Below are 13,674 nucleotides of genomic sequence, written 5' to 3'. Positions count from 1 at the left end.
CCGGGGGTTACCCCGGATCGAAGATCACGAGTCCGGTCTCGGCGATGAACCCGTCCAGCAGGTCCGACTGGTACTGCATGGATTTGAGCCGGTTCTTGATCAGGATGGTGAGCTGATCGATGCCGACGGCGAAGTTGAGGATCTTGGTACGCAGGTTGGACCAGACGCCTTCGGCGGGATTCAGTTCAGGGGCGTACGGCGGCAGCCGGTAAACCCAGCAGCCAGTCGGCACGCGCGGCGATCCAGGCCCGCATCGGGGCGCTGACGTGTTCGGGAAGACTGCCTGAGGGGCCGAGATCATTCCGGACAGTGTGTGGTGTGATGGACCCTCCGGACACTCGCCTTGCCGCACGCGTTCTTGAAACTACGGCGGAAACTCGATGGTTCGACTGGTCGGCCGCCCGCGGTCGTGAACACGAGGCCCGTTTCCCGCCACGTATCCCCCGCCGCCTCTCATGCCGCCTGGTGTTCGGCCCGACGAGCCCGCAGCGCAGTAGTGACGACGTCCAGGAAGGGAAGCACCGCGTCCGACGGGACAGTCCCCCACCAAACTGTCTCATGTGCGGACACGTCAGCTGGTTGCAGCAGTAGGGTCACACCGTTCATTGTGGTTGCTCAGACGAGGTCCTAGCTCGGGAGGTCGACAGTGAGCTTTCAGACTCCGGTGCCAGTGGACGAGATCCTTCGGGGAATCCATCACAAGGACTACCTGCTGCCAGCGATTCAACGGGAGTTCGTGTGGGATGCGGACCAGATCCGCCGACTCGTCGACAGCCTCATGCGGGGCTATCCGATCGGGTCTTTCCTCATCTGGAAAGTAGATCACAAGACGGCGGGGGCCTACACGTTCTACGACTTCTTGACCGACTACCACGAGCGGGACAGCCCGTTCGCGTCGAAAGCGATCGTCCCAGCCGGACAGGGCATGCTGGCGATCCTCGATGGCCAACAGCGCCTTACTGCGCTGAACATCGCCGTCTACGGGAGCTTGGCAGTCAAGAAGAAGTACGCGTGGTGGAACAGCACGGACGCATTCCCGAAGAAGCGTCTGTACCTTAATCTGCTGGCGCACGCGGATCCTGAAGAGCTTGGGCTTTGCTACGACTTGCGCTTCCTCACCGAGGACGAGGCTAAGCCAGCGCCCGACGAACCGGACGGCTGGTACCCACTGACCCGGGTGATGTCGCTGGCCGGGCCAGGGCCGAAGATGCTGGCCGAATTAACGACGCGGGGCATCGACATGGAGAGCATCGAAGCCGCGCACCAGCGTCTGTACGACCTGTACGAGGCGTTCCGTACGGCTAAGCCCATCAACTACTATCTGGAGACTTCCCAGGATCCGGACAAGGTGCTCGATATCTTCGTACGGGTCAACAGCGGCGGCACCACCTTGTCCTACTCTGACCTGCTCCTCTCCATGGCCACGAACCAGTGGGAACACCTCGATGCCCGCGAAGAGGTCCGGACCCTCGTGCAGCAGCTCAACACGGGCGGATCACGCGAGTTCAGGTTCTCGAAGGACATGGTGCTCAAAACCGCGCTGCTGGTCGGCGGAGTCGATGTCCGATTCCAGGTCACAAACTTTACCCAGGACAACATGAAGAAAGTAGAGGCTACCTGGGATCACGCCCGGACCTCGCTCATCCGAGCAGCGACCCTTGTCGACACATTTGGTTTCACAGGCCGGACCCTGACCGCCGACAGTGTCGTCATTCTGATCGCCTACTACTTGAGTCGCCGAAACCTGCCCGACGGTTACCTGCATTCGTCTGCTGACGCCGCCGACCGTCAGGCGGTACAACGGTGGGTGATTCGCTCATTAGTCAAACGAGGGATCTGGGGTTCTGGTCTCGACACCCTGCTGACCCGACTGCGGCGTGTCATCGACGACCACGGCCAATGTGGCTTCCCGACCTCGGAGCTTGAGCGCGAGATGGCAGGCGTAGGGAAATCGCTTTCCTTCGATGCGACCGAGATTGATGAGCTGCTTGAAATGAAATACGGCGGACAGAGAACGTTCTCAGTGCTGTCGCTGCTGTACCCCGGGCTGGACTTCTCCAAGGAGTTCCACGAGGACCACGTCGTTCCAAGGTCGCGTTTCACTGCCAAGCGCTTGAGTGAAGCCGGTATCCCAGCGGAACACATTGAGGATTATCGGGCCAGAGTCGACTGTCTCCCAAACCTGCAGCTAATCGGTGGTATCCCGAACATCGAGAAACAGGCAAAGCTGCCGAACCAGTGGCTGGCCAAGGCGTTCCCGTCGCAGGAGCAGCGTGACACCTACCTTCGTGACAACGATCTGGAGTCCTTGCCGTTGGACATTTCAACGTTCCTGGACTTCTTTGGCCATCGCCGCGAGCGCATGCGGAGTCGCCTCATAAAACTGCTTGGCGTCGCCGACCCGGACGGCTCGTCAAGCGAAGAGGCAGCCTCGATTCGTCAGGGGTGATCGAGGGTCGCCTGCTGTGATCGGTTGCCCGTTTTGTCCCTCGTGTGAGGGTGGTGGGCCTTCGCGTGTCGCTGCGGCTGCGCCCGGGTTCCACGGCTCCGGGAGGGATGCGGGGGCCTTTCGTCTCGCGGGGTTGGCGAGGGTGTGGTCAGGTCGGTGCGGGTAGGGCGGTCAGGCGCTGCCAGCAGGTCAGAAAAGCCTCGCGCCAGGGCCAAGTGGCGCTGATCTTCAAGATGCGGCGGCGGGCGTGGCGCACCAGCTTGGCGGGCAGGTGCCAGAGCCGGTAGCGCAGGGTGTCGGGTTCGGCGTCGGCCAGGCCGTCGATGTCGTGCAGACCCAGCAGGCACATCCAGGCGGTCAGGTCGGCGGCGAGGTTGGCGGCCAGAACCCAGCCGCTGTTGACCGTCCAGTCCGCCGACGGCAGGTTGGAAAGGCCCATGGCCTTGCCGACGCGGACCTGGTCTTCGACGTCGGCGTGGTGGCGGGCCAGAGTGTCGAGCCACTGCGGGTGGTGGGAGCCGACAACACCGCGCATGCGGCCGATGTCGGTGGCGATGATGACATAGCGCCAGCCGGTTTTCTTCTCCAAGGCGGTGAGTTTGGCCAGCCGGCGGCGGGAGGGCCGGGTGTGGCGCACCAGCAGGCGCATCCGCCTCGGCCAGCCGGTGCGGGTGTTCAGGCCGGTGAGCTCGGCGACCTGACAGGCGCTGTTGACGGTGCCGTCTTGGTGCAGGGCATCTTCCCAGGCGGTGGCGGGCAGGGCCGCGATGGCTACTTCGTCGGCGTCGGTGATCTTCCAGCCGGCGAGGAAGCGCACGGTGCGCCGGGTGGTGTTCAGCGCCCCGATCGCGTCCAGCAGTTCGTGGGTGGCGCCCGCGCCGTCGATCCGGATCAGGATCTTGGCGCGGGAGTCGGCCGGGATCTGCCTGATCGCCTCGGTCAGCACCTGCACGTGGTCGGCCACGGTATTTGGAGCCGGTGTTCCCGCTGCGCAGCAGCATGGTCAGGGACTCGGCGGTGTTGGCACACCAGGCGCCGAGCGGATGGAACCCGAAGGTTTTCTTGAACGTGGCGGCGGCGCCCTGCTGGCCGAATGCGCGCCGATGATGGTGGCGTCGATGTCGATGATGACCCAGCCGGTCAGTACCTTGCCCGCGACGTTCAGCCAGGGAAAGCCGTTGCCGGTCGCGGCGATCAACTCCCACACGTGCTTGCGGACCTGCGCCCGGGCGCGTGCGATCTTTCTCAGCGTGGCCCGGTCGCCAGTGGTTGCCAGAGTCCGGCGCACCGTGGAGTCCGAGGGCGGTTGCCCCCCACGTCCTGCTGGTGGATCAGCAGCTCGATGTCGGACATGCATCGGGCGCCCAACGCGATCGTCATCGCGACCGAGATCAGCACTATCCCGCGATCCCAGAGCTTCGCCGGGCTGGTGAACACCTTGCTCAGGGCGGTGGTCAGCCCGGTGTGGTCGGCGCAGCCGCGCAGCAGTACTGCTCCCGCGTGTCCGATGAGGTTCTTTCCGGTCGCGGACACCGACAGTCCGTGGTTCCAGCCGATAGTGTTGTTCACCAGAAAGGTGCATCCGATCCTGCGGTGGATATGACATCAGTAATCACATCCTTGCAGGCCAGATGCACCTTTTCTCATTCAACGACCAGACCCGGCCACCTTCGCTGAACTGAATAGCCGAGGTTGAGGGAACGTCCAGAAGCTGGTGATGCGTGGTCGTCGTTCCCGCGGCCGTGATTGGCAGTACGGCAGGATTAGACGTGAACGTCACTACGCCGTGCTGCGCCAGCGACGTCGGTCGGCTCGCTCACGGGGCATAGCCCAGGCCCTCGACTCGAAACCAGACTGGTTCTCCCAGCCTTCGGTTTGAGCACCGAGCCGCGCCAGCCGGAGCAGGCCAAGGTCAGGCCTCGACAGAGGCACGTTCGACAAGGCGTTGGCGCTCAGCGGCCACGACCTCTCTGACAAGTTCAGCCTCGGACAGGTCCATCGCCTCGGGAGTGGAGTCAGCCATGTCGCTGACCCGGGCGAAGTCGTTGAACAGCCGCTTCTTTCCGGCCAGCAGCTCGGTGATCCGTTGATCGACACTGTCCTCGGACAGCAACCGGTGGACCTGCACCGACTGCACCTGCCCCATCCGGTGCGCGCGGGCTATGGCCTGGGCCTCGGTGGTGGGCTTGAGCTGAGGCTCACAAATGACGACAACGGATGCGGACTGGATGTTGAGCCCGACGCCGCCGGCCACGATCTGGGCAACCAGAACGGCGCCGTTCTTGGCCGACGAGAACCGGTCCACCATCTGCTGGCGTTGGCTCGCTGGCACCGACCCCGTCAGCGGCCCGAACACCGGCCCCGGCAGCGACCGGGCAACCAGGTCCAATACTTCCCTGAAGTGGGAGAACACGATGACCCGCCGATCGTTCTCCTCCGCCTCGCGGACGATCTGGATCAGTCGTTGCACTTTCTCGGACTGGGGTCCTTGGAGCATGGCCGCCTGGCGCATCGCCATGAAGTTCCCACGCTCGACGGCCGCGCGGTAGCGGGAAACGTCAGCTGCGGACATGGGCAGCCATTCCTCAATCTCGATGAGCTCGGGAAGTTCAGTCAGCACGTCCTCCTGGTTCCGGCGGAGGTACGCCGGCGCGATCTGCCGCCGGAACGTCCTCGGCGAGAGATCCGTGGCATCGACGGTGAGGTCAGGGCGCACGTAGGACGCCAGATTGCGGAACTCGTCGACCTTGTTCTCCAGGGGCGTGCCGGTGAGGAGGATCGCGCGGTCCGAGCGCGCGATGAGGTCGTTGGTCCTGATCGTTCGCAGTGCCTGCGGATTCTTGATGTAGTGGGCTTCGTCGACCACGATGCACGCCAGATCGCGGAGCTCCTTCAGGGCTGGCTCCCACCACGCCAAGGTCTCGTATGTAGTGACGGCGACGCCGCCATCGCGCACCCATGTCCGGGCTGCGCGGTCGCGCTCCGGCCCGTGGATCCGGTGCGCTCGGAGCTTCGACTTGCTGGTCACCTCGCGGACCCAGTTGGTCACCACTGCGGCCGGGCACACCACCAGGAAATGGGTCTCACCCCGGCTGCGCAGGTGGGCGAGCACGGCGATGGCCTCGACGGTCTTGCCAAGGCCCATCTCGTCCCCGATGATGACCTTGCGCTGCACGAGGGCGAAGCGGGCCGCGAAGCTCTGGTAGCCCCGCAGCGATGCGGTCAGGTGTTCACCGCTGAGCGCTTGGTCTCGCACCGCCTCGATGATCTCCTCCGGGAGATCGCCATGCACCGCGTTCTCGTCCTCGGTGATGAAACCGAGCTCGGAGAGCATGGCGAAATAGTCGGCAGGTCGGACCAGGAAGTCGTCCCACGGGTCCGCGCCGACGCTCTTCGGGCCGGATGCGGACGATGCGCCGAGCAGCTCGGCTCGCCGTTTGACGATCTGGATGCTCTCGCGGAGTCCTGCAGTTGTAAGCATTCTGGTGGGCATCACGAGAAGGTGACTCGTCTCGCCTCTGATGACTGTCCGCAAGGGTGCGAGCTCAGCTGCACGTTCGAGGTCGGCTGACGCGCCTTGGGTCTGACGGTATGAGTCCCACTCGGTGAGGCGGCGCAGTAGGTGGGTGGTCTCCGGATGGCGGCTGTTGATATCGATGCGGACGGGCATCTCGTCGTACGTCATCTGCCAGAGCGTCTGCGCCGCTCCCAACATGTGCCGCGCTGAGGTCTCCCCGACGCCCGGAATTGTCTTTAGAGACCAGCCCCAGTCCAGCACCTCCTGCACAGTGCTGATGCCCGCCTCGGAAAGTGCACCCAGTCGGAGGCGGTCACGGGTGGCCGTCCTCAACGCGTCCACAGGCATTGTCTGCAAAATTCGCTGGACCTCGGCGCGTCGGACCTTCTCGCCCGCGTCGCGCGCAGCCGAGCGGTACGAGGCTTCACTCGCGATGACCTTGGCGATGGCAGCCAGTGCCTCGGACAGGCCCTCGGCGACCGACCGGTCCAAGACCTCGGGCTCCGGGCCGATCCGCCCGGAGACGAGGTCGAAGCGGAGGGCCGGGTCGAGTAGCGCGTTGAACCCGAGTCGTGCCGGGTCGACGGGCGCGGTGAAGACGCCGAGCTGCTCCAGACGTCTGGGTCCGTTGGCCCCGGTGAGCGCCGTATGCTGACGACGCAGGAACTCACCTGCGGCGTCCGCCGACTGCTTCCTCGCCGATCCGGTGAAGAAGCGACGCACGCCGAGCAAGGGGCCGACGTCGGCGATGGCGCGCGATACGTCTTCGGTGAGCAGCCGCAGCAAGGCACGGTCGTCGGCCGTCGTCGCAGGGAGGTTCGCGCGATCCCACAAGTGCCTGACGACGCCTGTGTCGCTCATCTCGAGTGGAACCACGCGCCAAGCGGCCTGGCCCGCCCGAGTGATCTCGACGCTGCGTGAGCGCAAGTCTCGCTCGCCGCTGCTGGCGGCGTCCTGGACAGCGTGGTGCCAGGCCTGCACGTCCGCAGCTCGTTGACCCCACTGCTTGAAGTCCGCCACGAGGCGACGAATCTGTTCGCGTTCTGTCTTGTTCATGCCTCGCTGCGGGATTGATGGGTTAGCGTAGTTGATGGTAAAGCACCCACCCGTGAAGGGGAATGGAACCTCCAAAGACGCAGCCGGTGTCGACGTCGTGCTCGTCAGTTATGTCGGTGCTCGTCAGTAAGGTCTGCAGGCTGTCGATCTGGAGGTAGCTGGTGAGGCTTGAGGATCTCTCGTCCGGTGTCCGGGTAGCCGGAGTGGTGCCCGACGAGACGGTCTCGGTGGTCGCCGCGCAGTGGCACGGCTCCGACGCTCTGGAGCTGACCTACAAGACCCTCGACGGGGGACTGCGCCAGCAGGTGCTCTTCCGTGCCGACGAGGCCAAACTGAGTCTCTCCAATTCAGGCAGCCGGCCATTCGACGCCGATGCCGAGGAGTTTCGGCTGGTCGCCGAAGCACAGCGGATCTCCTTGGCCGGACTGTTCGACCCGATGCTGGCGGTGGCCACCAGCGACGTGCAGCCGTTGCCCCACCAGATCCGGGCTGTGTACGGCGAGATGCTCGACCGCACGCCGCTGCGGTTCCTCTTGGCCGATGACCCGGGTGCTGGCAAGACGATCATGGCTGGCCTGTACATCAAGGAGCTCCTGCTCCGCGACGACGTGAAGCGCTGCCTGATCGTGGCCCCCGGGGGACTGATCGACCAGTGGCAAGACGAGCTCTTCTTCAAGTTCGGCCTGCGCTTCGACATCCTTACCCCGGCTATGGTCGACGCCGCGCTCGGGTCGAGCGTATTCGAGCAGTACCCGCTGCTCATCGCACGGATGGACCAGCTAGCGCGCAACGAGGGCCTGGCTGCCCAGCTCGACGACGCCGAGTTCGACCTAGTCATCGTGGATGAGGCCCACCGGATGGGCGCGCACTACTTCGGCGGCAAGCTGAACAAGACCCGACGCTTTCAGCTCGGCGAGAGCCTGCGCGACCGTACCCGTCACCTGCTGCTGATGACGGCCACCCCACACGCGGGCAAGGAGGAGGACTTCCAGCTCTTCCTCACCCTGCTCGAGCGCGACGGCTTCGAGGGCAAGTTCAAGGCCGGCGTACACAGTGCCGATACCACCGGGCTCATGCGACGCATGGTCAAGGAGGACCTGCTCACCTTCGAAGGCAAGCCCCTCTTCCCCGAACGCATCGCACAGACCGTGCCCTACGAGCTCACCGAGGACGAGCAGGACCTCTACGAGCGCGTCACCGAGTACGTGCGCGAGGGGATGAACCGGGCCGCACGGCTGGACGACAAGCGCCGCAACACCGTTGGCTTCGCGCTCACGGTGCTCCAGAGACGCCTGGCCTCCAGCCCCGAGGCGATCTACCAGTCCCTGGTCCGACGCGCGGAACGACTCAAGCGCCGCCGCGACGACCTGATCCACGGCCGCGGTGTCGCCGACGAGCCCGCCCCGATTGACCTGGGCGACTGGGACGACGACGAGCACAGCGCCGAAGAGGTCGAGCAGGTCGAGGAGGAGTTGCTGGACGCGGCCACCGCCGCCCGCACCATCGAGGAGCTCAACACCGAGCTGGCCGACCTCGACCAGCTCATCCACGTCGCCCGCCGGGTCCGCAATCTCGATACCGACCGCAAGTGGGTCGAGCTGCGCAAGATCCTGGAGGACAACGACCTCATCCACCCCGGCGCCGAGAAGCCACGCAAGCTGATCATCTTCACCGAGCACCGCGACACCCTCGACTACCTGGCCCGCAAGATCCGCTCGCTCTTCGGCAAGCCCGACACGGTGCAGGCCATCCATGGCGGTGTCCGACGTGCCGACCGACGTGCCATCATCGAGGAGTTCACCAAGAATCCGGCCTGCCAGGTGCTCCTGGCCACAGACGCAGCCGGCGAGGGGCTCAACATCCAGGCCGCCCACCTGATGGTCAACTATGACCTTCCGTGGAACCCCAACCGCATCGAGCAGCGCTTCGGTCGCGTCCACCGCATCGGCCAGACCGAGGTGTGCCGCCTGTGGAACCTCGTGGCTGCCAACACCCGCGAGGGCGAAGTGTTCACTCGGCTGCTGCAGAAGGTCGAGGAGCAGCGCAAGGCCTACGGCGGCAAGGTCTTTGACGTCCTGGGGTCGGCCTTCGACGAGACGCCGCTGCGCGAGCTGCTGATCGAAGCCATCCGGTACGGCGACCTCCCCGAGACCCGGGCCAAGATGGAGCAGGTCATCGACGACTCGGTCGCCCACGGTCTCAAGGAGCTCCTCGAGGAACGCGCACTCACCCACGACGCCATGTCGGACGCCGACCTGGCACAGATGCAGCGGCTCATGGAGGAGGCCCGCGCCCGCCGGCTGCAGCCGCACTACATCGAGTGGGCCTTCCGCCTCGCCTTCCAGCGCCTCGGCGGTCGGCTCACAAGACGAGAGCGCAGCCGCTACGAGATCACCCACGTCCCCGCGACCGTCCGCGCCGTCACCAAGCACGGCCCCGTCGCCACCCGCTACGAGCGAGTCACGTTCGAGCTGAACCGCATCGACGTCGACGACAAGCCGCGTGCCGACCTGCTCGCCCCCGGGCATCCGCTCCACGACGCCGTCGCCGAGCTCACCATCACCCAGCTCCGACCCACCCTCGAACGCGGCACCGTCCTGGTCTCCCCGGAGATCGAGGAGCCGAACCTGTTGGTCGGTGTCGTGGAGGAGGTTGTCGACGGCACCGGGGAGTCGATCGCCCGGCGGTTCGGCTACGCCTACGTCAATGCCACCGGCCAGGTCACGCCCGCCGGTCCTGCACCGTACCTTGACTGCGTGGCTGCCCCGCACACCCCCGCCGTGGCCACAGCCACGAAACTGGCCTGGCTCGGTGAGGCCGAGTCCCAGGCCCGGACATGGATCATCGGCCACCAGCTCAAGGAGTACCTCGCCGAGGTCTCACCCCGCCGGCTCGCGGAGGTGGAACGGACCCGGACGCGGGTCGACCAGCGGCTGGCCCATGAGTCGAATCGGCTCATCGGCGAGGCAATCGCAGCGCAGGAAAAGGAGCAGACCGGCACTAAGCCGAAGGAGAGCTCCGACAGCCTCATGCGCAAGGCACAGGACCTCCAGGCCCGCCGGGAGACCCGTTTGGCGCTGCTGGACCGGCAGGCCCAGCTGGCGTCCAAGCCGCCCCGCATCATGACCGCTGCGCTCGTGCTGCCGCTGGCCATGGTCGATACCGAGATCGCTGCGGATGCCCCCATCCAGGCCAAGGAGACCAAGGCCGTCGAGCGGCGCGGCGTCGCCCTGGTGCTCGCTACCGAGCGTGCTCTTGGCCGGGAGCCGCAGGAACAGGCGTTCAACAACCCCGGCTACGACGTCCTGTCCATACCCCCCAACGGCGGCCCCTCGATCCGCATCGAGGTCAAGGCACGCCTCGAGGGAGCCGAGGACTTCTACGTCACCCACAACGAGATCGTTACCGGCAAGAACGTCGTACCCCACTACCGGCTCGCTCTGGTCACCGTCAGCAAGGCCGGCCCCGAGCACGACCAGGTGCGGTACGTAGCCGACCCCTTCGCCGGCGTCGACTTCGGCGATCTCGCTGCGACCGGCATCCGCGCCAGCTGGCCGAAGACCTGGACCGCCGGTACCGCACCCTTCTGATCCATAGAGCTAAAGGAAGTTGATGAAGCGCAAGCTGATCGAGGTCGCTCTCCCGCTGGAGACGATCAACCGCGAGTCAGCCCGGGAGAAGTCGATTCGCCATGGCCACCCCTCCACCCTGCACCTGTGTGGCCTCGGTAGCCGCTGGCCGCAGCGCAGGCGGTTCTGTTTGCTCAGCTCTTAGACGACCCGTCGTCGCGTCTGGACGAGTTCCCGACGAGCAATGCTTGAGAGCTGTGGATCGGCCGGGAAGGGGTGTACCTTCCCGGTGATCGTTTGAGGCTCTCACGCATGGCCGACGTTGGCGCGTCGGTCGGGAAGGCACACCCGATGCTCACCGTAGTCCCCGAGCCCGCCGACGGCGACCGCCGTCTCCCAGACAGCTCTTCCTCCTCCTCGCTGATCGATGAGATCGTGCGCGAGGGCGCCCGCCGGATGCTCGCCGAAGCGCTCAAGGCCGAGGTCGATGCCTACATCGCCGCCTTCGCCGACGAGCGCGACGCGGCTGGCCGCCGCCTGGTCGTGCGCAACGGCTCACACCAAGCACGGGAGATCCTCACCGCGGCCGGCGCCATCGAGGTAACCGCACCGCGCATCAACGACAAGCGCATCGACCCCGACACCGGCGAGCGTCGGCGTTTCTCCTCGGCCATCTTGCCGCCGTGGGCACGCAAGACCCCGCGCATCACCGAGGTGTTGCCGCTGCTGTATCTGCACGGCCTGTCCTCCAGTGACTTCGTGCCCGCCCTCGGGCAGTTCCTCGGCTCGACCGCGGGCCTGTCCGCACCGGTGATCACGAAGCTGACCGAGCAATGGGCGGCCGAGCAACGCACCTTCGCCGCCCGCGATCTGGGCGGCGTCGACTACGTCTACCAGTGGGCCGACGGCATCCACGTCAACATCCGCCTGGCCGAGCACAAGCTGTGCCTGCTGGTGATGATCGGCGTGCGCGCCGACGGCCGCAAAGAACTCATCGCGCTGTCCGACGGTTACCGCGAGTCCACCGAATCCTGGGCGGATCTGCTGCGCGATTGCAAGCGGCGCGGCATGCGCGCCCCGGTACTCGCCGTCGGTGATGGGGCGCTCGGGTTTTGGGGTGCGCTGGGTGAGGTCTTCCCGCAGGCCAGGGCTCAGCGCTGCTGGTTTCACAAGATCGGAAATGTGCTGAGCGCGCTACCCAAGCCCGCCCAGCCGGGGGCTAAGAAGGCGCCAGCACAGATCTGGAACGCCGAGGACAAGACCCACGCCTTGGCCGCGGTGACGGCGTTCGAGGCCGCCTACGGTGCCAAGTACGGCAAGGCCGTCGCGAAGATCATCGATGACGTCGAGGAGTTGCTCGCGTTCTACGACTATCCGGCCGAGCACTGGATTCACCTGCGCACGACCAATCCGATCGAGTCGACGTTCGCCACGGTGCGGCATCGCACCAAGGTCACCAAGGGACCCGGCTCCCGGGCCGCCGGGCTGGCCATGGCGTTCAAACTCATCGAGTCAGCGCAGGCCCGCTGGCGCGCGGTCAACGCACCCCACCTGGTGGCTCTGGTCCGCGCCGGAGCGACCTTCGTCAATGGACTCCTGGTCGAACGACCTGACGACCAAGCCTCATCCGCAGCCGCCTGAAACTCTCGATCCACAGATCTTGACGATTGCTCTCGTCTGATGTCCGCCTGTTACATAGAGAAGCTCCGGCAGACGGGTCGATCACCACAATCACGTCCGCCATACCAGGAGCTTCGGATGCTGTTCTATCGCGCTGGCTGAGTGACGGCTCTCTTTATCACCGGTGCGATTGATCTGTGGTGATCGGCCACGGGGCTTCCCGGAGATGCTTGCGGGACGCCGCGTATCCGCCCGTAATGGCGAGCATCGCCGCGAACACCAACATCGTCGTAGAGACGCTCAGATGTTGCAGCATGAGGCCAGCGCCGACCGCTCCGAGCGGTCCGCCCAGGCCGAAAAGCATGCTCGCGGCTGCGATGACCCTGCCCTGCCTGTCGTCCGGGACTCCGCGAAACACCAGCACGTCGATGAGGACGCTGAGGGCCGGCACGCCGAGCATCGCGAAGCCCAGCACCGCCATCACCCACCATGGTCCGAACGGCAGCACGAGTGCCGCGAACACCGGTACCTGCATGACCACGACACCGACCAGCAGTACACCAGGACGTAACCGGCGGTGGAGCGGACCGACGAGAGCGGCGCCCGCCAAGCCGCCAAGCGCCAAGCCGGCCATCACCGTTCCGATGATCCACGAGGGGGTGTGCTGCCGTTGCAGGATGATCGTGGCGATCAGGACGAGCGGGGCACCCGCGGTGTTGAGTGCGGTGACGGCCAGGGTGGCGGCGCGCAGCACGGGGTCGTCCCACAGCGCTTTGACCCCCATCAGCATGCCGCCGGCCTCATTCTCCGGTGCCGGATCGGCCGTCGACGAGGTGGTCCGCGCGGGGGTGCGGACGATGAGGATGCAGAACCAGGACACCGCGAAGCTCACGGAACAGAAGAGGAACGGCAGTATCTGCTTCAAGCCGTACAACAGTCCGCCGAGAGGAGGGCCGGCGAGGCTTGCGGCACTGTTACGGACCTCCTCCTGGGTCAGGGCCGCGGTCAGCTGGCTGCTCGGCACTACGGCACGTACCACGAGCATGCGGGCCGGTCCCCCGAACGCCGAGCCGGCGCCCAGCACGGCGGCGGCCACCAGGAGGTGAATCATCGTCAGATGACCGGCCATCAGGGCCACCGCGACACTGCCGGCGGCGAGTGCGCGGCCCCCTTCGGCGAGGAGGAGAACGCGCCGACAGTCCCAGCGATCGACCACCTCACCTGCGGGCAGCGCCAGCACTACTCCTGCCAGCAGCTGCACGAACGCGAACAGGCCGGCTTGGGCGGGTGATCCTGTCACCGCGAGGATCACAAGCGGGTAGGTGACCTCCGCAGCCTCGCTGCCCAGGAAACCGACCATCGACCCGATCCACAACAACTGGAAGCGCCGGTTGCGCCGTAGCGGGGGAGGTGGCTCCCCTGCCACCGGGGCAGCCTCGGTACCTTCGGCAGACGACACTACG

General features: G+C 65.8%; 11 protein-coding genes. 5 read left to right on the top strand and 6 right to left on the bottom strand.

Going from position 1 to position 13,674, the window contains the following annotated elements; all coding sequences use genetic code 11:
- Positions 1–7 precede the first annotated feature (7 nt).
- The gene (locus ACIN94_RS03615; RefSeq protein ID WP_400699098.1) at positions 8–232 is read right to left on the bottom strand and encodes a transposase; all 225 of its coding nucleotides are present in this window, start codon (positions 230–232) and stop codon (positions 8–10) included.
- 414 nt (positions 233–646) lie between these two features.
- On the opposite strand from ACIN94_RS03615, the gene ACIN94_RS03610 reads away from it, so the two are divergent.
- On the top strand, positions 647–2,449 hold the full coding sequence (locus ACIN94_RS03610; RefSeq protein ID WP_400699095.1) for a DUF262 domain-containing protein: 1,803 nt from the start codon (positions 647–649) through the stop codon (positions 2,447–2,449).
- 148 nt (positions 2,450–2,597) lie between these two features.
- On the opposite strand, the gene ACIN94_RS03605 is transcribed toward ACIN94_RS03610, so the two are convergent.
- The 4 genes from ACIN94_RS03605 to ACIN94_RS03590 form a co-directional block, all read right to left on the bottom strand.
- Complete coding sequence (locus tag ACIN94_RS03605; RefSeq protein WP_400699092.1) at positions 2,598–3,401, bottom strand: transposase; 804 nt, start codon at positions 3,399–3,401, stop codon at positions 2,598–2,600.
- Between the two features lie 51 nt (positions 3,402–3,452).
- Entirely contained in the window at positions 3,453–3,656 is a 204-nt protein-coding gene (locus ACIN94_RS03600) for a hypothetical protein (RefSeq protein WP_400699089.1), read from the bottom strand.
- A gap of 38 nt (positions 3,657–3,694) precedes the next feature.
- Entirely contained in the window at positions 3,695–4,018 is a 324-nt protein-coding gene (locus ACIN94_RS03595) for a hypothetical protein (RefSeq protein WP_400699087.1), read from the bottom strand.
- A 343-nt stretch (positions 4,019–4,361) separates the two neighbouring features.
- The gene (locus tag ACIN94_RS03590; protein WP_400699084.1) at positions 4,362–7,022 is read right to left on the bottom strand and encodes an SNF2-related protein; all 2,661 of its coding nucleotides are present in this window, start codon (positions 7,020–7,022) and stop codon (positions 4,362–4,364) included.
- 161 nt (positions 7,023–7,183) lie between these two features.
- Here ACIN94_RS03590 and ACIN94_RS03585 point away from each other — a divergent pair, with 161 nt between their 5' ends.
- The 4 genes from ACIN94_RS03585 to ACIN94_RS03570 all read left to right on the top strand — a co-directional run bounded on the left by ACIN94_RS03585 (position 7,184) and on the right by ACIN94_RS03570 (position 12,232).
- Positions 7,184–10,612, top strand: a complete 3,429-nt coding sequence (locus ACIN94_RS03585) for a helicase-related protein (protein ID WP_400699081.1) — start codon at positions 7,184–7,186, stop codon at positions 10,610–10,612.
- Between the two features lie 22 nt (positions 10,613–10,634).
- The gene (locus ACIN94_RS03580) at positions 10,635–10,796 is read left to right on the top strand and encodes a DUF1156 domain-containing protein (protein WP_400699079.1); all 162 of its coding nucleotides are present in this window, start codon (positions 10,635–10,637) and stop codon (positions 10,794–10,796) included.
- On the top strand, positions 10,757–10,843 hold the full coding sequence (locus ACIN94_RS03575; protein WP_400699949.1) for a hypothetical protein: 87 nt from the start codon (positions 10,757–10,759) through the stop codon (positions 10,841–10,843). The genes ACIN94_RS03580 and ACIN94_RS03575 overlap by 40 nt, the downstream gene beginning before the upstream one ends.
- A 99-nt stretch (positions 10,844–10,942) precedes the next feature.
- A complete protein-coding gene (locus tag ACIN94_RS03570) occupies positions 10,943–12,232 on the top strand; it encodes an IS256 family transposase (protein WP_400699947.1) in 1,290 nt (429 codons plus the stop codon).
- 157 nt (positions 12,233–12,389) lie between these two features.
- On the opposite strand, the gene ACIN94_RS03565 is transcribed toward ACIN94_RS03570, so the two are convergent.
- The gene (locus ACIN94_RS03565; RefSeq protein ID WP_400699077.1) at positions 12,390–13,670 is read right to left on the bottom strand and encodes an MFS transporter; all 1,281 of its coding nucleotides are present in this window, start codon (positions 13,668–13,670) and stop codon (positions 12,390–12,392) included.
- Positions 13,671–13,674: the final 4 nt, after the last annotated feature.

Source organism: Streptosporangium sp. NPDC087985, assembly GCF_044741965.1.
GTDB lineage: Bacteria > Actinomycetota > Actinomycetes > Streptosporangiales > Streptosporangiaceae > Streptosporangium.
Note: the sequence above shows the minus strand (reverse complement) of the source record. Positions and strands in the feature narration are given on the sequence as shown.

Excerpts from the sequence above, each read along its gene's own strand:
- ACIN94_RS03590 (WP_400699084.1), bottom strand. The coding sequence starts at position 7,022 with ATGAACAAGACAGAACGCGAACAGATTCGTCGCCTCGTGGCGGACTTC.
- ACIN94_RS03570 (WP_400699947.1), top strand. The coding sequence starts at position 10,943 with ATGCTCACCGTAGTCCCCGAGCCCGCCGACGGCGACCGCCGTCTCCCA.
- ACIN94_RS03580 (WP_400699079.1), top strand. The coding sequence starts at position 10,635 with ATGAAGCGCAAGCTGATCGAGGTCGCTCTCCCGCTGGAGACGATCAAC.